Source organism: Streptomyces sp. NPDC059874, assembly GCF_042731135.1.
In the GTDB taxonomy this organism is placed as follows: domain Bacteria; phylum Actinomycetota; class Actinomycetes; order Streptomycetales; family Streptomycetaceae; genus Streptomyces.
In genome coordinates, this window is the sequence record NZ_JBHWJY010000052.1 from 7,177 (window position 1) to 30,108 (window position 22,932).

The 22,932-nt window shown below is 73.0% G+C and carries 17 protein-coding genes and 1 pseudogene; 6 read left to right on the forward strand and 12 right to left on the reverse strand.

What is annotated here, in order from left to right; translation table 11 throughout:
* Positions 1-328: 328 nt before the first annotated feature.
* The 4 genes and pseudogenes from nadE to ACFV9H_RS26525 form a co-directional block, all read right to left on the reverse strand.
* Positions 329-1,159, reverse strand: coding sequence for an ammonia-dependent NAD(+) synthetase (nadE, locus tag ACFV9H_RS26510; RefSeq protein WP_385402698.1), 831 nt, complete (start codon positions 1,157-1,159; stop codon positions 329-331).
* Positions 1,160-1,253: 94 nt separating this feature from the next.
* A pseudogene (locus ACFV9H_RS26515) lies at positions 1,254-1,493 on the reverse strand (DUF3291 domain-containing protein); the annotation flags it as partial.
* A 294-nt stretch (positions 1,494-1,787) separates the two neighbouring features.
* Entirely contained in the window at positions 1,788-3,248 is a 1,461-nt protein-coding gene (locus ACFV9H_RS26520; RefSeq protein ID WP_385402701.1) for a penicillin-binding transpeptidase domain-containing protein, read from the reverse strand.
* Entirely contained in the window at positions 3,245-4,639 is a 1,395-nt protein-coding gene (locus tag ACFV9H_RS26525; RefSeq protein ID WP_385402703.1) for an FtsW/RodA/SpoVE family cell cycle protein, read from the reverse strand. The genes ACFV9H_RS26520 and ACFV9H_RS26525 overlap by 4 nt, the downstream gene beginning before the upstream one ends.
* Before the next feature lie 144 nt (positions 4,640-4,783).
* Between ACFV9H_RS26525 and ACFV9H_RS26530 the strand changes: the two genes are divergently transcribed.
* Together ACFV9H_RS26530 and ACFV9H_RS26535 are read left to right on the forward strand one after the other, a co-directional pair.
* On the forward strand, positions 4,784-5,191 hold the full coding sequence (locus ACFV9H_RS26530; protein WP_385402705.1) for a DUF6325 family protein: 408 nt from the start codon (positions 4,784-4,786) through the stop codon (positions 5,189-5,191).
* Positions 5,191-5,586 carry an SHOCT domain-containing protein gene (locus ACFV9H_RS26535; protein ID WP_385402707.1) on the forward strand — a complete coding sequence of 132 codons (396 nt, stop codon included), beginning with the start codon at positions 5,191-5,193 and terminating at the stop codon, positions 5,584-5,586. The genes ACFV9H_RS26530 and ACFV9H_RS26535 overlap by 1 nt, the downstream gene beginning before the upstream one ends.
* A gap of 276 nt (positions 5,587-5,862) precedes the next feature.
* Here ACFV9H_RS26535 and ACFV9H_RS26540 read toward each other — a convergent pair whose 3' ends face one another.
* Positions 5,863-8,268 (reverse strand): ATP-binding protein, encoded by a 2,406-nt coding sequence (locus tag ACFV9H_RS26540; protein ID WP_385402709.1) that lies wholly within the window; start codon positions 8,266-8,268, stop codon positions 5,863-5,865.
* Positions 8,269-8,440: 172 nt separating this feature from the next.
* Between ACFV9H_RS26540 and ACFV9H_RS26545 the strand changes: the two genes are divergently transcribed.
* The 3 genes from ACFV9H_RS26545 (at position 8,441) to ACFV9H_RS26555 (ending at position 12,234) form a co-directional block, all read left to right on the forward strand.
* A complete protein-coding gene (locus ACFV9H_RS26545) occupies positions 8,441-8,896 on the forward strand; it encodes a carboxymuconolactone decarboxylase family protein (protein WP_385402711.1) in 456 nt (151 codons plus the stop codon).
* Between the two features lie 56 nt (positions 8,897-8,952).
* Positions 8,953-9,414, forward strand: coding sequence for an iron chaperone (locus ACFV9H_RS26550; RefSeq protein ID WP_385402714.1), 462 nt, complete (start codon positions 8,953-8,955; stop codon positions 9,412-9,414).
* Between the two features lie 1,584 nt (positions 9,415-10,998).
* Positions 10,999-12,234 carry an NlpC/P60 family protein gene (locus tag ACFV9H_RS26555; protein ID WP_385402716.1) on the forward strand — a complete coding sequence of 412 codons (1,236 nt, stop codon included), beginning with the start codon at positions 10,999-11,001 and terminating at the stop codon, positions 12,232-12,234.
* Here the strand turns inward: ACFV9H_RS26555 and ACFV9H_RS26560 are convergent.
* The 5 genes from ACFV9H_RS26560 to ACFV9H_RS26580 are packed head-to-tail and all read right to left on the reverse strand — an operon-like array spanning position 12,153 to position 18,111.
* Positions 12,153-13,445 (reverse strand): styrene monooxygenase/indole monooxygenase family protein, encoded by a 1,293-nt coding sequence (locus ACFV9H_RS26560; RefSeq protein ID WP_385402719.1) that lies wholly within the window; start codon positions 13,443-13,445, stop codon positions 12,153-12,155. The genes ACFV9H_RS26555 and ACFV9H_RS26560 overlap by 82 nt on opposite strands.
* 35 nt (positions 13,446-13,480) lie before the next feature.
* A complete protein-coding gene (locus ACFV9H_RS26565) occupies positions 13,481-14,101 on the reverse strand; it encodes an ATP/GTP-binding protein (RefSeq protein WP_385402721.1) in 621 nt (206 codons plus the stop codon).
* A gap of 7 nt (positions 14,102-14,108) precedes the next feature.
* Positions 14,109-14,498: a DUF742 domain-containing protein gene (locus ACFV9H_RS26570; protein WP_385402723.1), complete on the reverse strand. Its 390-nt coding sequence runs from the start codon at positions 14,496-14,498 to the stop codon at positions 14,109-14,111.
* Positions 14,495-14,977, reverse strand: a complete 483-nt coding sequence (locus tag ACFV9H_RS26575) for a roadblock/LC7 domain-containing protein (protein WP_385402726.1) — start codon at positions 14,975-14,977, stop codon at positions 14,495-14,497. The genes ACFV9H_RS26570 and ACFV9H_RS26575 overlap by 4 nt, the downstream gene beginning before the upstream one ends.
* Complete coding sequence (locus ACFV9H_RS26580; protein ID WP_385402728.1) at positions 14,974-18,111, reverse strand: nitrate- and nitrite sensing domain-containing protein; 3,138 nt, start codon at positions 18,109-18,111, stop codon at positions 14,974-14,976. Before ACFV9H_RS26580 ends, ACFV9H_RS26575 begins: the two co-directional genes overlap by 4 nt.
* Positions 18,112-18,498: 387 nt before the next feature.
* Between ACFV9H_RS26580 and ACFV9H_RS26585 the strand changes: the two genes are divergently transcribed.
* On the forward strand, positions 18,499-19,272 hold the full coding sequence (locus ACFV9H_RS26585) for a protein phosphatase 2C domain-containing protein (RefSeq protein WP_385402730.1): 774 nt from the start codon (positions 18,499-18,501) through the stop codon (positions 19,270-19,272).
* A 343-nt stretch (positions 19,273-19,615) separates the two neighbouring features.
* On the opposite strand, the gene ACFV9H_RS26590 is transcribed toward ACFV9H_RS26585, so the two are convergent.
* Positions 19,616-20,056: a MarR family winged helix-turn-helix transcriptional regulator gene (locus ACFV9H_RS26590; protein WP_385402734.1), complete on the reverse strand. Its 441-nt coding sequence runs from the start codon at positions 20,054-20,056 to the stop codon at positions 19,616-19,618.
* A gap of 451 nt (positions 20,057-20,507) precedes the next feature.
* Positions 20,508-22,904, reverse strand: a complete 2,397-nt coding sequence (gene lon / locus ACFV9H_RS26595; RefSeq protein ID WP_385402736.1) for an endopeptidase La — start codon at positions 22,902-22,904, stop codon at positions 20,508-20,510.
* Between the last annotated feature and the right edge of the window lie 28 nt (positions 22,905-22,932).

Consider the following 22,932-nt stretch of genomic DNA (forward strand, 5'->3'; position numbering starts at 1 on the left):
GGAGCCGTCCCCTACCCGCCCTTCCACCGTTCCCTGGGGCTCCGCCCCAGACCCCGCGCCTCAAACGCCGGCGAGGCTGGGTGGGGGCTCGGCGGGGTGTGGCTCGGCGGGGTGCGACCCGGATGGGTCCGGCTCGGCGGGGTCCGACCCGGATGGGTCCGGCTCGGATGGGTGCGACCCGGAGGGGTGTGGCTCGGCGGGGTCCGGCTCGGCGGGGTGTGGCTCGGCGGGTGCCGCACGCGTGGTCCGGCTGGGCTGGGAGGTGCCGGGGCGGGCGCCGCGCACCCGGTGGGCCAGGGGGGTCACGGCTGGGCGCGCGCCGCAGGCGCTACGGCGCGATCGGCAGCTGTCGCTTGTGTTCGGTGAGCCGGTAGCGGCGGACGATGATCTCGAAGGCGCGCTCGTCCACCGGCTTGCCCTCCAGGAAGTCGTCGATGTCGTCGTACGTGACGCCCAGCGCGTCCTCGTCGGCCTTGCCCGGGTCGAGGGTTTCCAGGTCGGCCGTCGGGACCTTCCACACCAGCTCGGCGGGGGCGCCCAGGGCGTCCGCGACGGCGCGCACCCGGCGCTTGGTCAGGCCGGTCAGCGGGACCAGGTCGGCGGCGCCGTCACCGAACTTGGTGAAGAAGCCGGAGACCGCCTCGGCGGCGTGGTCGGTGCCGACGACCAGGCCGTCGTGCGCGCCGGCCACCGCGTACTGCGCGATCATCCGCTGGCGGGCCTTGATGTTGCCCTGGACGAAGTCCTGGTGGTGCGCGTCGCGGAAGGCCACTCCGGCGGCGAGCGAGGCCGCGAGGGCGGCGTCGCTGGCCGGCTTCACGTCGACGGTGAGGACCTGGTCGGCGCGGATGAAGGAGAGGGCGAGCTGGGCGTCCTTCTCGTCGGCCTGGACCCCGTACGGCAGGCGCATCGCGTAGAAGGTCGCCTCGTGGCCGGCCGCGCGGGCCCGCTCCACGGCGAGCTGGCACAGCCGCCCGGCGGTGGTGGAGTCGACGCCGCCGCTGATGCCGAGGACGAGGGAGCGCAGGCCGGTAGAGGTGAGCCGCTCGGCGAGGAAGGCCACCCGTCGCTCGATCTCGCGCTCCGCGTCGAAGGTCTCGCCTACCAGGAGTTCCCGGGCGATCTCCTGCTGCAGTGCGGTGGACGCGGGCTCGCTCACGGCTGCTCCTCGGGGTGGGTCGTGGGTCGTGCGTGGGGTACGCGGTTCGCTGCCTCCACGACCTTAATCGACGGGCCGCCCGCCCCGGGACGGCCTACGGCGCGGGCGGGAAGGAGCTACGCAGCGTGAACGCGTGCGGCGTCGGGCCGTGCTCGCGCAGGTGCCGGATGCGCCGCTCCGCGTCCGCGACCGTCGGGCGCTCCCCCGCCGGGACCCACCACAGGGCCGCCATGGCCTCGGTCACGTGCTCGAAGAACTCCCGGCGGCGGGACAGCAGCTCGCGGTGCAGGCCCTGATACATGAAGGTGGTCAGCGCGCCCTTGTCGCGCCACATGACCGGGTAAAGTGTGTGCTGTGCGTTGCGAGAACCAAGCGCGTACACCGTGCTGATCGAGAGCCAAGACAGCACATGCACCTCCAAGCATTGCCGTACCAAACCGGGCTGGTTTCAACCCGGCTGGTGTTGATCGTGGAAGACCTGTCGAGTCGCTGACCCGCAGGCAGCGTGAGCCAGGAATCCCCCTGCTTCAGCTGGGGGAGGATTCAATTGGGCGAGTTCGTAGGTGATGGCCGTACGGCTATCAGGCCGGGTCCGCGCGCCGCTACCGACCTTCAGGGTGTGGACAGCTCAGCGCGCGGACAGCGCCGCCTCCATCACCGCCCGCGCGATCGGGGCGGCGGCCAGGTTGCCGCTGATCTCGCCGCGGTCCGCCGACGCGTCCTCGACGACCACCGCCACCGCGACCGCCGGCAGCGGTGCGCCCTCCGCCTTCGCCCAGGCGATGAACCACGCGTACGGGGTTCCCGCGTTGCCGACGCCGTGCTGCGCGGTGCCGGTCTTGCCGCCGACGACCGCGCCCGGGATCGCCGCGTTCCTGCCCGTCCCGCCCTCCACCACCTTCACCATCAGCTGCTGCATCCGGATCGCGGTGGCCGGGTTCATGGCCCGGCCCAGGCTGCGCTGGGCGCCGCGGCGGACCTGGTCCCCGTCGTCCTGTGTGGTCCGTTCCACCAGGTAGGGGGCGTTCAGCTCGCCGCCGTTCGCGACCGCCGCCGCCACCATCGCCATCTGCAGGGGCGTGGCCTTGGTGTTGAACTGCCCGATGGAGGAGAGGGCCAGCTGGTCCTGGCTCATGTCGGTGTCGAAGTTCGAGCGCGAGACCCAGGAGGGCACGCGCAGTCCGTCGTCGTTGAAGCCGAAGCGTTCCGCCGCTTCCACCATCCCGCGCAGACCGACCCGTACGCCGATCTTCGCCATCACCGTGTTGCAGGACCACTGCACGGCGTCCGCCATCGAGGCGTCCTGGCAGCCCGTGCCCGCGTTCGGCAGCAGGGTGCTGGTCCCGGGCAGCGGGTACGGGTCGGGGGTCTCGGTCGGGGCGTCCACATCGGTGACCACGCCCGCGTCGAGGGCGGCCGCGGCCGTCACGATCTTGAAGGTGGAGCCGGGCGGGTACGTCTCGCGCAGCGCCCGGTTGAGCATCGGCTTGGCGGGGTCCGCGTTCAGCCGCGCCCAGGCGTCCTTGACCTGCGCGCCCGTACCGGAGAGCAGGCCCGGGTCGTACGAGGGGCTGCTGACCAGCGCGAGGATCTTCCCGGTGGCCGGCTCGATCGCGGCGACGGCTCCGCGTTTGCCCGCGAGTCCCGTGTAGGCGGCCCGTTGTGCGGCGGCGCGGATCGTGGTGACGGCGTTCCCGCCGGCAGGGCGGCCGCGCGAGAGCTCGTACCAGAGGGGGAAGGCGGACAGCCCCGGGTCGGCGCCCGAGAGGATCGCGTCCTCGGCGCGCTCCACGAAGCTGGTCCCGTACGTCTGGGAGGAGAAGCCGGTGACGGGGGCGTAGAGCGGGCCGTTCTTGTACGTGCGCTCGTAGCGCAGCAGTTGGCCGCTGTCGCGGGAGCCGGTGACGGGGCGGCCGTCGACGAGGATGTCGCCGCGGGGCTCGGCGTAGCGCTCGATGACGGGGCGCTTGTTGGCCGGGTTCGCGCCGTACGCGGCGGACTCCCAGACCTGCACGCGGGCGACGTTGACCAGCAGGGCCACGAGCAGGGCCGCGCAGAAGTACGCGCACCAGCGGATGTAGCGGATCACGCTGATGGCTCCTGGGTGGGTGACCGGGTGGGTTCCTGTGCGGGTCGGGGTCTGCGGGCGCTGTCGCTGAGCCGGATCAGCAGGGCGACGATGATCCAGTTGGTGACGACGGAGGAGCCGCCCTGGGCGAGGAAGGGCATGGCCATGCCGGTCAGCGGGATCAGCCCGGTGACGCCGCCGGCGATGACGAACACCTGGAGCGCGACGATCGAGGAGAGCCCGGTGGCGAGCAGCCGGCCGAAGGGGTCGCGCAGCGCGAGCCCGGCGCGGAACCCGCGGGCCACGAGGAGCCCGTAGAGGAGCAGGATCGCGGCGAGGCCGACGAGGCCGAGCTCCTCGCCGGCCGTGGCGAGGATGAAGTCCGATTTGGCGGCGAAGCCGATGAGGAAGGACTGGCCGTGCCCGAGGCCCGCCCCGAGGAGGCCGCCGGCGCCGAACGCGAAGAGCGACTGGGCGAGCTGGCCTGGGCCCTCGCCGCGGTCGATGGAGGCGAAAGGATTCAGCCAGTCGTCGACGCGGCTGTTCACGTGCGGCTCGAAGGTCCCGACGGCGTAGGCGCCGAGGCCGGCGAGGAGCAGGCCGATGGCGATCCAGCCGATCCGGCCGGTGGCGGTGAACAGCATGATCACGAAGAGGCCGAAGAAGAGGAGGGAAGTGCCGAGGTCGCGCTCCAGGACGAGTACGGCGACGCTGAGCAGCCAGATCGCGAGGATCGGGCCGAGGACGCGGCCGGGGAGCAGGCGCAGCTTCCAGAAGAGGCGGCGGCCGGTGAGGGCGAGGGCGGTGCGGTTCGCGGCGAGGTAGGCGGCGAAGAAGATCGCGAGCAGGATCTTGGCGAACTCCCCGGGCTGGAAGGAGAGTCCGGCGAAGCGGATCCAGATGTGGGCGCCGTTGACGGCCGGGAAGAAGACGGGGACGAGCATCAGCAGGAGCGCGGCGGCCACGGAGAGGTAGGCGTAGCGCTGGAGCACGCGGTGGTCGCGCAGGAGCACGACGACGATGACGAAGAGCGCCATCCCGAGCGCGGACCAGCGGAGTTGGTCCCCGGCGGTGAGGTGGGCGGGAGTGGTCGCGTCGAGGCGCTGGATGAGGACGAGGCCGAGGCCGTTGAGCAGGACGGCGATGGGGAGCACGAGGGGATCGGCGTACGGGGCCCGCAGGCGCACGGCGACGTGCGCGAACAGGGCGGCCGCGGCGAGGCCGCCGGCGTAGCGGGGGGCGAGGGCGGGGACGCGGCCGGTGGTGGCGAGGCCGACGTAGAGGTGGCCGAGGACGGAGATCAGGACGGCTCCGGCGAGGAGCGCCAGCTCGACCCCGCGCCGCTTGGGGGCACGGGCGTCGGGGGGTGGGGGCGGGGCGGGCTCCGCCACCTGTGCCGTCAGAGCGGTCATGCACCGAAACGTAGCAAGCGGATGGATGCTATGTCCGCTTATGTCATAGTGTGCCGAAGAGTCGTCAGAAATGGTCAGGTCGGTTGGTCGGGTCCGTAGGTCGGTAGGTCGGTAGGTCGGTAGGGGTGGGAGCGGAGGTAACTCATGGGGCCTGTGGAATTCATCGTCCTCGCCTTCCCGGAGGAGCAGCTGCGGGTGCCCGCGGTGGAGGCCGTGATGGGCCTGCGCAAGACGGGAGTGGTCCGGTTGATCGACGGACTCGTGGCCACGAGGACCGCGGCGGGGGAAGTGCTCGCGGCGGAGTTCGACGAGTTCGTGGAGCTACAGGGCCTGCTGACGGGGCGGGAGGCGGCCCGACTGATCGGCCCGGAGGACGTACGGGAGGCAGCGGAGCTGCTCGAACGCGGGAGCTGTGCGTTGCTGCTGCTGGTCGAACACGTCTGGGCCGAGGACGCGGCGATCGCCGTACGGGCGGCGGGCGGGCGGATCGCGGGAGCGGTACGGATTCCGGCGGATCGGGTGGCACCCGACCCCCAGGTGGAGGCTTCCTGATGTTCATCCGTCCGGTGGGAGTGACAGTGCGATCGGCGGACCGGCCCGCGGGGCACCCCCTGCTGCGGGGGCTGCTGGCTCGGGCCACGGGGACGGACACGGGCACGGTGGACGTGGACGAGCCACGGCACGGGGTGCGCTGGAGGACGACCGGGCCGATCGAGCCGGAGCCGGTGGAGTGGGAGGCGGAGGAGCCGGAGCCGGTGGGGCCGGAGCCGGTGGAGCCCGAGGCGGTGCGGCCGGCGCCCTCGCCTGAGCCGGAGCCCGGCCATCCTGAGGGCGTCCCGGCGGGCGAGCTGGTGGCGGAGCTGACGCAATTGGCCGCCCTGGCGCAGGAAGGGCTGCTGACCCCGGAGGAGTTCACGACGGCCAAGGGGCGGTTGCTGCGGGGGTGACCGCTGGGCGGCATCAGGGAGGGCTTGGGGGCTTCCCGTCAGTCCCATCGTCCTTCCGGGGCGGGCCAAACCTTCAAGGAGGCGGTGGTCGGGCTGTCCGGCCCCGCTCCGGTGGGGCGCGCTCGGCCTCGGGCCCTCCTGGCCGCTTCCCCGAACCGGGCAGGCGGCCGGCCAGCCGTAGCCGACCAGCGACCACAGGCCCCTCGGCATACAGCAGGCACGGCAGATCGCTACGCGCTCCTCATTGCTCGGCGTCCGACGGCCGTCCGGAGCTGGTCACAGCCGGCCGGGGATGGATTCGGACGCCGCGCGGTGCTCGGCGGCTGTGGTCGGGTCGGTCTCGTCGAGCAGGGTCGCGATTCCCTGGTGGGCCAGGGCCTCCTCGTGCCGGTAGCCCAGCTTCGGGGCCAGCTCCAGTGCCTGGCGGTGCAGCCGGAGGGCTTCGTCGGGCAGGCCGGCGAGGCGGCAGGTCTCCGCGTAGGCGTTGAGGAAACGGATCTTCCAGTGGTCCTCGAAGAGCTCGTCCAAGAGGGCGAACGCCTCGCGGTGGCTGGCGAGTGCCTCTTCGTAGCGGCCCATCTGGCGCAGTGCGACGCCGAGGCAGTTGAGGCACCATGCCTCGTTGTTCATGTGGCCGTCTTCGCGGGCCAGTGCCAGCGCGCCGTGCAGGTGCGCCGTGGCCTCGTCGGGTGCTTCGGCGGCGATGGCCACGCCGAGGGTGATCCGAGCGGTCAGGGTGGGCGGCCACGCGGGGTCCGCGTGGGGGATGTCCAGCACCTCGCGGGCGCGCTGGGCCGCCTGGTCGCGGTGGCCCAGTTGCAGGAGGGACCAGGCCTCGGAGGCGGCTGCATGGGCAGCGCCGGTGGGACAGTCGGCTTCCTCGTAGAGCTGTGCGGCCTGTCGGAAGAGTTCCAGGGGTTCTTCGACATTGCCTTCGTCCCAGCTGAGGTAGCCGCGACGGATGGCCAGTTCGGCTGCCGACCGGGTGTCGCCTTGGCGTTCCGCGGCCTCGTACGCGGCGGCGGCTTCGGCCATCCGACCCGCGTTGTAGCGGGCGAAGCCCAGGTCGCTGTGGGCTTCGGCCAGTTGGAGCGGGTCGCCGAGGCGTTGTGCGGCGGCGAGCGAGCGCTCGAAGAGGTAGTTCAGGTGCGTGGTGCCGCAGCGGCGGGCGAAGTACGCGCGCAGGAAGCGCGGCAGCTCGCACACGTGGACGTCGGCGCCGACGGCGGCTGCCGTCTCGAAGGCGGCGATCATGTTCTCGTACTCCGCGGCGAGCCAGGCGAGGGCCTTGTTCTTGTCGGCGAACTGCGGCAGCTCGGCGGGGCGCCGGCCCGCGGAGGGGGTTCGGCCGGGTGCCAGGACGGGCATCGCGGCATCGGCTGCGGCCGCCGCGTGGACGTAGTAGTCGAGGAAGCGGCCCAGTGCCCGTTCGCGGTCGGCCTGGGAATCCTGTTCCGCGCAGGCCCGGCGTGCGTGCTGGTGCACCAGGTCGTGCAGGCGGTAGCGGTCCGCCGTCGGCTGCTGGACGAGGTGCGCGTCGAGGAGGTCCTCCAGCATCGCGCGGGCGCTGCCCAGGGGCAGGTCCGCCAGGGCCGCCACCACGTACTCGTCGAAGGTTCCCCCGGGCAGCAGGCCCAGGAGGCGGAACAGGCGGGCCTGGGCCCGGTCCAGCTGCCTGACGGACATGGCGAACGCGGCGTCGAACTCGCCCGCGCCCTGCGACAGCCGCTCCGCCAGGACGCCCACGGTCCAGCCGGGTCGGTGGCGTAGCCGGGCCGCGGCCAGGCGCAGGGCCAGGGGCAGGTGGCCGCACAGTCGCAGGACCTCGGCGGCGGAGTCAGGGTCCCGGGACAGTCGGGCGTCGGCGCCGCTGGCACGGGTCAGCAGCTCCGCGCTCTCCTCGGGGCTCAGCACGTCCAACGAGACCGGGGGCACCTCGTCCAGGCCCAGCAGCCGGTTGCGGCTGGTGATCAGGACGACGGAGGGGCCCGCGCCGGGGAGCAACGGGCGGACCTGGTCGGCGTCGGCGGCGTTGTCGAGGACGACGACGGCCCGTCGCCCGGCGAGTTCCGCACGCCAGCAGGCGGCCAGTTGTTCCAGCCCCTCCTGGGGGACCCTCTCGGAGGGGACGTCGAGCGCACCGAGCAGCATCCGCAGTGCGGAGTCGGGATCCATCGGTTCCCGGCCCTCGGTGAATCCGTGCAGGTCCACGTAGAGCTGGGCGTCCGGGTAGTCGGCGGCGAGCCGGTGCGCGGCGTGCACCGCCAGGCACGTCTTGCCGACGCCCGCCATGCCGTCGATCGCGACCAGCCGGTGGCTGTCCACCGCAGCGAGCAGGTCGGCGAGTCGGCCCGCGCGCCCGGTGAAGTCGGGGACGTCGCGCGGCAGGTCGTTGCGGGGTCTCGGCTGCACCTGGCGGCTGGCCTTCGGGGGCGCCGGCAGCGGGTTCGAGGAACGCTCCCACAGGGGGCGCAACGGGCGCGGGTCGCGCTTCACGAGCCGACACAGTGCGACCACCGCGGGCCAGGGCGGCACCGTCTGGCCGCTGAGGTAGCGCGACAGCGAGGAGGAGCTCAGACCGGTGTCGCGGGCGAGGGCCCGTATGCCTAACCCGGACAGTTCCTGCAGCGCCCGTAGCCGGCCAGCCAGCTCGTCCTGTTGCACGTCCTGTTGCACGTCCACCGTTACCCCACTTCTCTGTCCCGCCCCGGCCGAAGTATTTCGGCCCAAATCACTGCTGGTCAAGGCTGTTCCGCCTGTCCCACGGTGTCCCATCGCCATCGTCCACGAGGGCCGGATCGGCTGTCATGAAGTCACACCGCAAGGGAAGACCGGGAAACAGAGGAGCAGTCAGATGCAGTCTCGTATGCAGAACCCCGCCATGGTGCTGTCCGGCGCGATGCAGCCCATCCAGGAGATCTTCAAGGCCGTGCACTCCGGTGGCGTGGAGGGCCAGACGCTGGAGCTGGTGCACCTGCGGGTCAGCCAGATCAACGGCTGCAGCGCGTGTGTCGACGGCGGCGCCAAGACGGCCCGCAAGGCCGGAGTGAGCGACGAGCGCCTGGCCACGGTCGCCGCGTGGCGGGAGGCCCCGTACTTCACCGACGAGGAGCGGGCGGCCCTCTCCCTGGCCGAGGCCGCGACCCGGCTGGCCGACCGCCCCGACGCGGTGAACGACGAGATCTGGGACACCGCCTCCACGTACTTCGACGAGAAGCAGCTCGCCGCGATCATCCTGATGATCAGCGTCACGAACATGTTCAACCGTCTCAACGCGACGACCCGCCAGATCGCCGGCGCGTGGGGCTGACGGGCACCATCTCGCCCCCTACTCTTCATAACGTCACACAACGGGAGGAAACAGCCATGCAGGACGCGAACAAGACCACCGACACCACCTCCGACGGATTCACCGACGAGGAACGGGGCGCGATGAAGGAGCGCGCCAAGGAGCTGCGGGCCAACGCGCGCCGCAGCTCGAAGGCCGACAAGGCCGCGGAGGACGAAGCCGCCGTGGTCGCGAAGATCGCGGAGATGCAGGACTCGGACCGCGTCATGGCCGAACGCTTCCACGCCGTCGTCAAGGCCAGCGCACCGAACCTCGCGCCGAAGCTCTGGTACGGGATGCCCTCGTACGCGAGGGACGGCAAGGTCGTCTGTTTCTTCCAGAGCGCGGAGAAGTTCAAGGCCAGGTACGCGACCATCGGCTTCAGCGACCAGGCGAGCCTCGACGAGGGCACGATGTGGCCGACCTCCTACGCCCTGAAGGAGCTCACCCCGGCCGACGAGGCCACGATCGCCGCACTGGTGAAGCAGGCGGCGAGCTGAACTCCGAGGGCGGGGGGTCCGGGCTGGTGGTACGGACTCCCCGCGTGCAGGGCCTGCACCCTCTCGGGGCACGCCCCGGGGCGGTGGCGGCCGCTTGGAGGCCGGGGTCGGGGGTCGGGGGCTGGGAGCGGACGGGCAGTGCTGTGCGGAGTGGTGGGGCGGGGCGGGGCGGGGCGGGGCGGGGCGGGGCGGGGCGGGGCGGGGCTTCGGTGGCGGGGTCCGAGCCGGGCGGAATCAGAGAAGTCTTGGGGGTTTCCCGTCAGTCCCATAGTCCTTCCGTGTCGGGCCGGCCTGTCAAGGGCGCTCCCTTCGGTCGCGTCGCTTCGCGACGGCCTGCGGCCGCCCTTGACAGACCGTCCCGCCACGGAAAGACAAGAGACTGCCGGGAAACCCCCAAAAGAACGGGCCGGTCCGAGATTCAAAGGGCGGGCCCATCAGCGATGCACGGCCGGGTTCCCGGCGGCAGGCCTCGGCCCGGGCCCCTCCAGACCGCTATCGGGGTCGGAGGCAGCCCAACCATCCCCAAACACCGACCAAATGACGCCGACGGCAGGTCAGACGGGCAATCGCCCCAGATCGCTACGCGCTTCTCCCGCTCGGCGTCCGACGACCGTCCGGGGCTGGACATAAACCGCCCACAATCGCTACAAACACCCCAAAGCGGGCGACTGCAAGCTGTTTGTGGCTGTTCGCGACGCCGTGATGCCTCTTGCCGTAGTGAGAGGTTGAAATCACCGACATACGACTCCGTCAGGACGCCGAGAACCACTCAACGGACCCGCAGACGCCCACGAGGCGTCTCAACTGACCTTCGTGGGCGGCCTATGCCCAACCCACGCCGGGCTGATCGACGCCGGACGACGTCAGCTGTGTACCGATCCGTGGCGGCCTATGACCAGCCCCGGACGGCCGTCGGACGCTGATCGGGGGAAGCGCGTAGCGATCCGTCGCGGCCTAGACCAGCCCCAGACGGTCGTCGGACGCCGTCATCGAGGAGCGCGTAGCGATTTGACGCGCCCATCCTCCCCCGAGGCGCTTGTGGTCGGGGTTTCGGGGAGCTGGGCCGCCTGCCCGGCTCGGGAAGCGACCTTCGAGGGCCCGGGCTCGGGACCGGCCCCTCCCCAGACGGCCCGGACATCCCTGACCGGCCCGTCCTTGATCCTCGGACCGGCCCGTTCTTTTGGGGGTTTCCCGGCAGTCTCTTGTCTTTCCGTGGCGGGACGGCCTGTCAAGGGTGGAGCGCAGCGACATCGCGAAGCGACGCGACGAAGGAGCGCCCTGGACAGGCCGTCCCGACACGGAAGGACTATGGGACTGACGGGAAACCCCCAAGACCTCTCTGATTCCGGCCAGCTCGGATGCCGCCATCCCCCGACCCCGCCGTACGGGACTGCCGGCCCGCCCACCCACCCCCGCCGCGGCGGGTGGGCAACCGCCGCCGCGGGGCGTGCCCCGAGGGGGGAGAAGTCCCGCACGCGCGTGGACCCGTACCCCCAACCGGGTGACCCCACCCCGCCCAGCCGACCCGCCTGGGGGATTTGTCATACCGGGCGTGGCAGCATCGGGCGCCTCGGAGGTGATCCCATGTCACAGCGGCCGCTTCGTGCTGCCTGCATCGCCGCAGTGTTCCTCGTCGGCGGACCCGTCCCGCAGGCCGGCGCCGAGCCGGCCAACCCCGCCGCACCCAACCCCGCGGCCCCCGCCGCACCCGCCCCCGAGTCCGTCGGGGTGTTGCTCGCCCGGCTGCAGGGGCTGTACCAGAAGGCGGAAGAGGCCAGCGAGGCGTACAACGCCACCGAGGTGGCGCTCAAGGCCGGGAAGGACGAGGAGCGCCTGCGGAGCGTCGAGCTCGGGAAGGCCCGGGGCGCCCTGGATGCCGAGAAGGCCCTGGCGGGGCGGCTGGCGCGCGAGCAGTACCAGGGCACCCGGGGCGCGCTCTCCCCGTACGCCCGGATGCTGCTCGCCAAGGACCCGCAGTCCGCCCTCGACGAGCGGCGGCTCGCCGCCCGCGAGGGGGCGCGGCGGGCCGGCGTACTGGACCGGCTGAAGCAGAACAAGAACGACGCGGACGCGCTCGCCGCCCGGGCCCGCAAGGCCCTGGAGACCCAGCAGGGCCTGGCGGCGCGGCAGAAGGCCCAGAAGGACGAGGTCGGGGCGCAGCTCAAGGAGGTCGAGCGGATGCTGGCTTCGCTGACCCCCCGGCAGCTCGCCCAGCTCGGTGCGCGGGAGGCCGCGAACACCGCCGACGCCCAGCGGGAGTTGATGGGCTCCGGCCGGCTCCCCACCCGTACCGGCACGCCCACCGCGGCCGGTGGCGCGGCCCTCACCTACGCGGCGGCCCAGATCGGCAAGCCGTACGTGTGGGGCGCCGAGGGGCCGGCGTCCTTCGACTGCTCGGGTCTCACCTCGCAGGCCTGGGCGCACGCCGGGCGGAACATTCCGCGGACCAGCCAGGAGCAGTGGGCGCGGCTGCCGAAGGTGCCGCTGGACCAGCTGCGGCCCGGGGACCTGGTGGTGTACTTCCCCAAGGCCACGCACGTGGGCTTGTACATCGGCGGCGGGAAGGTGATCCAGGCCCCCCGGCCCGGAGCCCGCGTCAAGGTGTCCCCGATCGCCTCGAACCCCCTGCTCGGGGCGGTGCGGCCGGATCCCGACGGGACCCCGCTCGCGGAGTTCACCCCTCCGCCGCTGCCCGAACCGACCTCGGAGGCGGCGACGGCGGAGGGGGACGACACCGGCTACTCCTCCGAAGAAGCCCCGGAGGAAGCCCCGGAGGCGGCCGCGGAGGACGCCACGGAAGAGGCCACCTCCGCCAGGTAGTCCGCCGCGTCCTCGGGGTCGTAGAAGTACGCGTCGAAGTCGGCCGGGTTGTCGAAGCCGTTGGCGAATCGATTCGCCACCGGCTGCAGCTGCCCGGCCGCACCGATCAGGTTCAGTACGTGCTCCGGCGGGACACCCAGCATGGCGTTCGTCCACTGGGTCACCGGCTTGCCCGTGGTGAACCAGTACTTGTCGAAGGTGGCCTTCATCCACGCCTCGTCGAACGGGTTGTCCCCGTGCATCAGGATCGAGGAGAGGTACGAGGCGGCGCACTTGGCGGCCGAGTTCGAGCCCTGCCCCGTGATCGGGTCGTTGGCCACGACCACGTCCGCCACGCCCAACACGAGCCCGCCGCCCGGCAGCCGCCCGATCGGATTGCGCACCACCGGCGCGTAGCGGCCCGCCAGGGTGGCGCCCGCGTCCGTCAGCTCCACCTTCGTCGCCCGGGCGTACTCCCAGGGCGTGTACTTCTCCATCAGCTCCAGCGTGAGGGCCAGGTGTTCCGCCGGGTCCTTCGCGCCGTTGAAGACGTCGAGCGGGCCGCCCGGGAGGCCCTCCCAGAACAGGATGTCCGCGCGCCCCGACGTCGTCAGGGTGGGCATGACGAACAGCTCGCCGACGCCCGGCACAAGGTTGCAGCGGACCGCCTCGGTGTCCGGGTGCTCCGGCCGCGGCGCGAGCCCGTGCACGTACGAGACGGCCAGCGCGCGCTGCGGGGCGTCGTACGGGGAACGCGCCGCGTTCCGCTCGAACATCGACACCAGTTCGCCCTTGCCGGCGGCGACCAGCACCAGGTCGTACGTACGGGAGAAGTAGTCCAGGTCGGCGACGGACGCGCCGTGGATGACCAGCTGCCCGCCGCGCTGCGCGAAGGTGTCCAGCCAGCCGGCCATCTTCACGCGCTGGTCGACGGACTGCGCGTACCCCTTGAGCTCGCCCAGCCAGTCGACGGCGCGGCCGGCGTCGGGCGCGGCCACCGAGACGCCGAGGCCCTCGATCTTCGGGGCCTGCTGCTCCCAGAAGTTGATCTGGAGGTCACGCTCGTGCTGGAGCGCCGTGTCGAACATGCACTGCGTCGACATGACCCGACCGGTGCGGATCTCGTCCGCGGTCCGGTTGGACATGAGGGTGACCTCGTACCCCTTCGACTGGAGTCCGAGGGCAAGCTGGAGACCAGCCTGACCGGCTCCCACGACGAGTATCTTGCGCATCTCTCACGTTCTCTATTCGGACTTCGAACTTCGGACTATTCGGAATCGGGAGTGGTGTCGAGCGCGTAACCCACCAGCGTCAGCAGGGATTCGACCACCGAGTGGCGGTGTCGCGCGTCCATGATCACGACGGGTACGTGCGGCGGGATGGTCAGCGCCTCGCGCACGTCCTCGGGTTCGTACGATTCGGAGCCTTCGAAGTGGTTCACGGCGACGGCGTACGGCAGCCCACAGCTCTCGAAGTAGTCGAGCGCGGGGAAGCAGTCGCGCAGCCGCCTGGTGTCGGCGAGCACGATGCCGCCGATGGCGCCGCGCACCAGGTCGTCCCACATGAACCAGAACCGCTCCTGGCCCGGGGTCCCGTACACGTAGAGGACGAGGTCGTCGTCAAGGGTGACGCGGCCGAAGTCCATGGCGACGGTGGTGGTGTTCTTGTCCGGGGTGCCGGACAGGTCGTCGGTCGGAACGCTGGCCTGCGTCATCACCGCTTCGGTGCGCAGCGGGGTGATCTCGGAGACGGCGGAGACGAAGGTGGTCTTCCCGACGCCGAAACCGCCCGCGACCAGCACCTTCACGGCGACGGGGGCGCGGGAGCGGTCGTACTGCCAGGGCTGGACGGGCTCGTCGTCCGACGCCGGCGACACGGGAACGGACACCGGTCCGTCAGAGACGGCGAAGACCACTGAGCACCCTTTCCAGCAGCGCACGCTCGGGACGGCCCGTGCCGTGGCCCGTCCCGTAGACGCGGATCCTTCCCTGGTCGGCGAGGTCGCTGACCAGCACGCGGACCACACCGAGAGGGAGCTTCAGCAGCGCGGCGATCTCGGCGATCGTGCGCATGCGGCGGCACACCTCGACGATGGCGGGCATCTCGGGCATGCGGTCGGGCTTCTGCGGCTGCGAGGCCCTGGTGTCCAGGGCGGCGACGAAGGTCTCGACGAGCAGGACGTGCGTGAACCGGGTCCGGCCGCCCGTGAGGGAGTACGGGCGGACACGGGCGGGGCGGCGGTCGGCGCCGCGTATCGGCAGCCGGTCGGAGGCCGGACTCCTCACGGGGTTTTCTCCATCGACTGGCGCAGCTCACTGCGGACTTCGGGGGTCAGGACGTGGCCGGCGCGGCCCACGAACAAGGCCATGTGGTAGGCGACAACGCTCATGTCGCAGTCGGGGGTGGCGTGCACGCCCAACAGTGAGCCGTCGCTGATGGCCATGACGAAGACGGAGCCGTGCTCCATCGCCACCATGGTCTGTTTGACGGATCCGCCGTCCATGAGGGCGGCGGCGCCGGTGGTGAGGCTGCCTAGGCCCGACACGATGGTGGCGAGGTCGGCGGAGGCGCCGCGCGGGCCCTTGGTGCGGGGCTCCTGCGGGGATTCCGCGCCCGCGCCGGGGTCGGAGGACAGGAGCAGCAGCCCGTCCGAGGAGACGACGGCGACGGAATTGACGCCGGGGACCTCCTCGACCAGGTCGGTCAACAGCCACTGCAGGTTGCGGGCCTGGGTGCTCAGTCCGTACGTGCTGGGCGCGGTCATGTGCGTGCCTCCTGTGCGGTGTCCCCCCGGTCGGTGTGCCCCTCGCCCCGTTCCTGCGCCTCCGCCGCCTCGGCGGCGACGACCCTCCGGCCGTCCTGGGCCCCCTGGTAGAAGCCTCCCAGCCGGCGCCGCAGCTCGTCGGCGTCGACGCGGCGGGGCGGCTCGGGCGGTGCGTCTCCGCCGGCGGCGCGGCCGGCGGCGACGGAGCGCGGGGTCCGCTTGGGCAGGCCCTTGTCGGTGACGGCCTCGCCGTCGGTGACGCCGTCACCGTCGGGGTGACTGCCCTGGCGGGGCAGCCAGTTCCCCTCGGCAGGGGCGTGGCTGTGCGGGTCCGGCTCCGTCGTGGTGTCCGGTACGTCGGCCGGCTGGTCGGCATCGGCCGCCGCGGCCGGGACCGCCGACTCGGGGTCCGGCACCCCGAGTGCGACCGCGTCCGCGTCGGGCACGACCCGCGCGAGCAGCTGCTCCTCGGGAGTACCCGCCGTGGCGGCTCCCGCCGCGGGCACGACGAACACCTGGTCGGCCGGGGGCGCCGCCGGCGTCGGGACGGTGAACACTTGGTCGGCCGGGGGCAGACCCCCACCGGCCAGGTCGTCCGACTCGGCCGGGACCGTCGAGGCGGACTGCGGGCCCGGCTCCGCCGGGCCGGTCGGGGCCGGGACGGGAGGGGCCGGGACGGCCGGCGCCGGGACGGTGAACACCTGGTCGGCGGGCGGGAGCTGGGCGTCGACCGCCGGGTCGGCCCCGGCCAGGGCCTCGGCCGCCGGGGCGGCGCCGGGGGCGGCCTCCGGCCCGGTACCGGCCGCTGTCTCGTCGGGCAGGGCGGAATCCGGCTCGGCGGCAGCCGCAGCCGCGTCCGGCTCCGCGTCCGCCTCCGGGGCGACGGCCCCGGCAGGGTCCTGCTCCGTGGGGACGGCGAGGTCCGGTGCGGCCGGCGGGACCTGGTCCGGCAGGACGGCGCCCTCGGCGGGCTCCGGGTCCCGGGTCGGCTCCGTGTCGGCGGGAACCACGTCCACGCCGCGCGGCCGCGCCGGGAGGGTGTTCTCGTTCGCCTCCGCTATCACGCCCGGCAGGTGCAGCGCGGGCGCGCCCGGGGTGGCCAGGGTGTGGATCGGGGAGGCCGGCGGGGTGGCCGGCAGGAGGGAGGCCGGGACGACGACCAGGGCCTCGGTACCACCGTGCCGCGCTGCGCGGAGCTCCGCCGTCACGCCGTGCCGGGCCGCGAGCCGGCCGGCCACGTACAGGCCGAGGCCCAGGCCGTGTTCCGCCTCGGGCTCCTCGTCGTACGCGTCGGGCGTGGAGAGGCGGGCGTTCAGCGACTCCAGCCGGTCCTCGGTGACCCCGATGCCCTCGTCGACGACGGACAGCACCACGTCACCGGAGTCCAGCAGCCACCCGGACACCTTCACCTTCGCGTCCGGCGGCGAGAACGTCGTCGCGTTCTCCAGCAGCTCGGCCAGCACGTGCGAGATGTCGTCGGCCGCGTGCCCAGCGACCTGCGTGTACGAGGGCAGCGCCGCGAGGTCGACACGCTCGTAGCGCTCGATCTCGCTGACGGCGGCACGCATGACGTCGACGAGCGGGACCGGCAGTCCCTGCCCGTGGCCGTGTTCCTGTCCGGCCAGGACCAGCAGGTTCTCGTTGTGGCGGCGCATGACCGTCGCCAGGTGGTCCAGCTTGAACAGGGTCGCGAGCCGGTCCGGGTCCTGCTCCTTGGACTCCAGCTCCTCGATGACCGCGAGCTGGCGTTCGACCAGGCCCAGGGTGCGCAGCGACAGCGAGACGGAGGTCGTCGACATGATGCGGCGGTGTTCTTCGAGCCCCGCCCGCAGCTTCGTGAGCTCCTCCTCCAGCACCTCCCGGCTGGAGGTCAGCGCCTCGTTGCGGCCGATGATCCGGCGCCGGTCGGCGTCGAGCCCGGCGATCCGGGTGTGCAGGGAGACCGTCTGGTCGCGGACCGCGTTGAGGTGGCGCACGACCTCGGCGAACTCGTCGTTGCGGCCGGTGAACCGGACCGGTTCCACCGAGCCCTCCGGCGTCGCCAGCCGCTCGGCGCCGCGGCGCAGGACGGACAGCGGCCGGGTGAGCGAGCGCGCGACGGCGGTGGAGGCGCCGACGGCGAAGAGGAAGAGCACGCCGAGCAGCGCGATGACCAGTTCGAGCCGGGTCACGTCGTCGTCGCGCTGGGCGGCGAGGGCGGTGGACCGCTGGCCCGCCAGCGTCGACTCCACGGACCGCATGCGGTCGATGCGGGCGGTGAGCGCGGAGCCCACGGCGGCGCCGTCGGTCTTGCGGTCGGCGGAGGTCAGCGTGGGCCGGTCGGTGAGCCGCTTGAGGTAGTCGTCGGCCGACTTCACCTCGGGGCCGGTGACGGTCGCGGCGAGGGTCTGCCGTACGTCGGGACGCGCGGCCCGCGCGAAGTCGTCCAGGGCGGCCTGTTCGCGTACGCGCGCCCGCTGGGCGGCGGTGGTGAGTTCGTCGACCACGGCCGAGTTGGGGAGCTGCTCGCCGCGGGGGACGGCCAGCGCGGCGAGCAGCAGTCCACGGGTGGCCGAGGCCTGGTCCACGGCCTGGCCGAGCGGGGCCAGGGGGCGGGTGGTGGTGAGGGCGTCGGTGGCGCGCGGCGGGGTCAGCTCGGCCAGCCGGTCGCCGGGGGCGAGGAGTTCGGTGATGACGCCTGCGTAGGCCTGGTGGGCGGCCAGCGCACTGCCCTTGCCGTCGACGGCCTCGCTGCGGACGGCGCTGATCCGGGCGAGGGCGCGGGCGGTCTCCTCGTCGGCCTCGGCCTGGACCTCGGCGAGTTGCCGGTCGGTGCGGGCGGCGCGCTCCTGGACGGGCCCCTTGGCGTTGCCGGGGCGGCCCTTGGCGGCGTACTCGACGACGGCGTCACGCTCGTCGGCGAGGAGGTGGGCGAGGGTGAGCGCCTGCCCGGTCCGCTCCGCGAGGGTGACCAGGTGCTGTGAGTCGTTCAGTTCCCTCGTGGCGGAGACGACGGCGGGCGCGCCGGCCGCGAGGACGGTGAGGCCGGTGACCGCCACTCCGACGACCAGCCTGCGGCGCACGCGGACGCGTCGTCCTGCGGGGGCCGGGCCGTCGGTGGCGGTGCCGTTCTTCCGAGACCGCTTCTTCTGCACCGGTGCTCGCAATCCTGTACGTGTGCTCTTGCTCGTCTACTCGTGTGGCCGAGGTAACGGCCGGTCAACAAGTAAACGCCCCCTGCTCCCTCGTACCGCTTCAGACCTTTGCAGCGTGTTGGGGAGAGAGCCGCACATCGCCCACCCGGCCACTCGAACGAGTGAACATCACGGATGAGTTGGCTTCCAACTCGGACGGGTGGCGCCAGGGCGCCGCCGTGGACAGGCGGTTGAAAGATCGATGCGGGCTTTGGCAGGATGCCCGCCCACACCGGCGCGGGCCGGGCGTGCCCCGCCTCCACGGCGCGTACGGAGCCCTGCCCGTCCTCTCCCGCTTTGGTACGGACCTGACCGCGCGCGGGGCGGTCCGACGGGCACTATGTCCGCATGCGCATCGACCTCGCCTCGGCCCCCGGCAACCAGGAACGCCCCAATGAGGACTGGGCGTCGGCGGCGATCCCCGCCTCCGGCGGCGGGGTCCTCGTCGCCCTGGACGGGGTGACCCCGCCGAGCGGCGACGTCGGGTGCGTGCACGGGGTGCCGTGGTTCGCGGCCCGACTTGGCGGCCGATTGACCGAACTGTCCGGATCGCGGCGGGACATGCCGTTGCGTCGGATCCTGGCGGAGGCGATCCGCGCCACGGCCGATGCCCACCGGGGCACGTGTGACCTTTCTCACGTCCGCACCCCGCAGGCGACGGTGGTGATGGTCCGCTGGGACGAGGCCTACGTGGAGCACCTCGTGCTCTCGGACTCCGTACTGCTCCTCGAGGCGCCGGAGGGCGAGGTGACGGCGGTGCTGGACGACCGGCTGGACCGGGTGCCGCGGGAGGTGCTGCGGTCGACGGCGGCGACGGACGCCCTGCGCAACGCGGAGGGCGGCTTCTTCACGGCCGCCGCGGATCCCGCGGTGGCGGGGCGGGCGGTGACGGGGCGCACCCCGCGCGGCCGGGTGCGGGCGGTGGCCGCCCTCACGGACGGGGCGAGCCGGTGGACGGACACGTTCGGGGAGGGCGACTGGGCGCAGTGCCTGGCGGTGCTGCGCAAGGAGGGCGCGGAGGGCCTGATCGGCCGGGTCCGCGCCATCGAGTCCGACCCGGCGCGTGAGGTGCCGCGCGGCAAGCGGCACGACGACGCGTCGGCGGTGTACGCGGAGCTGTAGGGGCCGGCGTGTCTGCGCCGGGCCACACCCAGCCTCGCCGGCGTTTGAGGCGCGGGGTCTGGGGCGGAGCCCCGGTTTCGGGAAGGGGCGGGGTGGGGGAAGGCTCCGCGCAGCGGCTCCGCCCCCGCGCTCCGAGGCGTGCGGTCCGCCTGGGCCGGGGGCCGGGTTGCTGCGCCGCTCGGGCGGGTCGGAGGGTTCCGCCGGGGCCGGCCGCGCGACGGGGCGTCTCCTCGGGCGTCGAACGTTTCCAGGGGTCGGAGGGCCGAGGGTGGTTGCGTTCGACGCCCTGCGGGGACGCCCCGACGCACACCCGACCCCGGCGGGGCGAGTACGAGCGCCGGGTCTACTCCCCGCCCGCGTTCAACTGGTTCAGGAGACGGGCCAGTTCCGCGACCTCGCCGCGGTCCCAGTCGGCCAGCTTGCGCATGTACTGCTCGCGGCGGGCGTCGCGCACCCGCAGGAAGCGCTCCCGGCCCTCTCCGGTGAGGCCGACCAGGAAGGCCCGGCCGTCGGCGGGGTCCGGCTCGCGGGCGACCAAGCCCAGGACCTCCAGGGCCCGCAGTTGCCGGCTCATGGTGGCCTTGCCGACGCCGAAGTACGCGGCCAGTTCGGTGGCCCGCTGCCGGCCCGCCGCCTCCAGGCGTACGAGGAGTCCGTACGCGGCCGGCTCCAGCTCGGGGTGGAGCTCGCGGGCCATCTCGCCGGAGGAGGCGCGGGCCCGCCGGAGGAAGACGGACAGTTCCCGCTCCAGGGCAAGGAACTCCTGGTCTTCGCTCCCGCGCACGTACGGCTCCTTCGGTTCCTTCGGTGGTGGGGCCAGTATTTCGCAGCGGGCACGCCGCCGGCCCGGGGCCCCGCCGGAACGGGCACCCGGGCCGGGCCCGGGCGCTACCGCCCGCCGGTTTCGGTGGGGTCGGGTGTGTGCCGGGGCGCCCCCGCAGGGCGTCGAACGCAACCACCCTCGGCCCTCCGACCCCTGGAAACGTTCGACGCCCGAGGAGGTGCCCCGGCGCGCGCCCGGCCCCGCCGAAACCGGCCCCGCCCACCGCCAGGCGCCACGCGCCGGCCTCGACCGAAACCCCCGCCTGGACGAGGCCGCCCCAGGAGAACGGCCCCGCCCAAACCCGCCGGCCCGCCGCCAGGCGCTACGCGGCGGCCTCGACCGAAACCCCCGCCTGGACGAGGCCGCCCCAGGCGAACGGCCCCGCCCAAACCCGCCGGCCCGCCGCCAGGCGCTACGCGGCGGCCGCCACCGGGACCTCCGCCTCGGCGAGGGCGAGGGCCAGTACCTGGCGGACGTCCGTCACCGGGTGCACCTCCAGCCCCTCCAGAACCTCGGCCGGGACGTCGTCCAGGTCGGCCTCGTTGCGCTTCGGGATGATGACCGTGGTCAGCCCGGCCCGGTGCGCGGCCAGCAGCTTCTGCTTGACCCCGCCGATCGGCAGGACCCGCCCGGTCAGGGAGACCTCGCCGGTCATCGCCACGTCCGTGCGGACCGTCCGCCCGGACAGCAGCGAGGCGAGGGCGGTGGTCATGGTGATGCCCGCGCTCGGGCCGTCCTTCGGCACCGCGCCCGCCGGGAAGTGGATGTGCACGCCCCGGTCCTTCAGGTCGGCGACGGGCAGTTCCAGTTCCGCGCCGTGCGAGCGCAGGAAGCTGAGCGCGATCTGCGCCGATTCCTTCATGACGTCGCCGAGCTGCCCGGTGAGGGTGAGTCCGGCGGCGCCGGTCTCGGGGTCGGCGAGCGAGGCTTCGACGAAGAGGACGTCGCCGCCCGCGCCGGTGACGGCGAGGCCGGTGGCGACGCCCGGGACGGCGGTGCGCCGCTCGGCGGGGTCCTGGGCGGACTCCGGCACGTGGTGCGGCCGCCCGATCAGGCCGCGGAGGTCGTCGGCGCCGATCCGGAAGGGCAGTTCGCGCTCCCCCAGCTCGTGCTGCGAGGCCACCTTGCGCAGGAGTCGGGCGATGGACCGCTCCAGGGTGCGCACGCCCGCTTCGCGGGTGTACTCGCCGGCCAGCTTGCGCAGGGCGTCCTCCTCCAGGACCACCTCGTCGGCGGCGAGGCCGGCGCGCTCCAGCTGACGCGGCAGCAGGTGGTCGCGGGCGATGACGACCTTCTCGTCCTCGGTGTACCCGTCGAGCCGGACGAGCTCCATCCGGTCGGCGAGGGCCTCCGGAATGGCCTCCAGGACGTTGGCGGTGGCCAGGAAGACCACGTCGCTCAGGTCCAGTTCCACCTCCAGGTAGTGGTCCCGGAAGGTGTGGTTCTGCGCCGGGTCCAGGACCTCCAGCAGGGCGGCGGCGGGGTCGCCGCGGTAGTCGGAGCCGACCTTGTCGATCTCGTCGAGGAGGACGACCGGGTTCATGGAACCGGCCTCCTTGATGGCCCGTACGATCCGCCCGGGCAGCGCGCCCACGTACGTACGGCGGTGGCCGCGGATCTCGGCCTCGTCCCGTACGCCGCCGAGGGCGACGCGGACGAACTTGCGGCCCATGGCGTGCGCGACGGACTCGCCGAGCGAGGTCTTGCCGACGCCGGGCGGCCCGACGAGGGCCAGGACGGCGCCGCCGCGGCGGCCACCGATGACGCCCATGCCGCGCTCGCTGCGCCGCTTGCGGACGGCGAGGTACTCGGTGATGCGGTCCTTCACGTCGCTCAGCCCGGCGTGCTCGGCGTCGAGGACGGCCCGGGCGCCCCGGATGTCGTACTGGTCCTCGGTGCGCTCGTTCCAGGGCAGTTCGAGGACGGTGTCGAGCCAGGTCCGGATCCAGGAGCCCTCGGGGCTCTGGTCGCTGGACCGCTCCAGCTTGTCGACCTCCTTGAGCGCGGCTTCGCGCACCTTCTCGGGGAGGTCGGCGGCTTCGACGCGGGCCCGGTAGTCGTCGGACTCCTCGCCGTCCGTCTCGCCGTTCAGCTCGCGCAGTTCCTTGCGTACGGCCTCCAGCTGGCGGCGCAGCAGGAACTCGCGCTGCTGCTTGTCGACGCCGTCCTGGACGTCCTTGGCGATGGACTCGGCGACGTCCTGCTCGGCGAGGTGGTCGCTGAGTGCCTTGATCGCCATCCGGAGGCGCGCGACCGGGTCGGCGGTCTCCAGCAGCTCGATCTTCTGGGCCACGGTCAGGAACGGCGAGTAGCCGGAGTTGTCGGCGAGCGCCGAGACCCCTTCGATCTGCTGGACCCGGTCCACGACCTGCCAGGCCCCGCGCTTCTTGAGCCAGCTGGTGGCGAGCGCCTTGTACTCCTTGACGAGCTCGGTCACCGCGCCCGGCAGCGGGTCGGGCACCGTCTCGTCGACGGTCTCGCCCTCGACCCAGAGCGCGGCCCCGGGCCCGGTGGTCCCGGCCCCGATCCGGACCCGCCCGCGGCCGCGGATGAGCGCCCCGGGGTCCCCGTCGGACAGCCGCCCGACCTGCTCGACGGTCCCGAGCACGCCCGTCCCGGCGTACGTCCCGTCGACGCGCGGCACGAGCAGCACCCGGGGTTTCCCCGTGCCCACCGCCGCCTGCGCGGCCTCTACGGCGGCCCGCACCTCGGCATCGGACAGGTCCAGCGGGACGACCATTCCGGGCAGCACGACCTCGTCGTCAAGCGGCAGCACGGGCAGGGTGAGCGTTACGGACGTCGAAGCCATGATCTTCCCTCCGGCAGTGAAGTTGAGC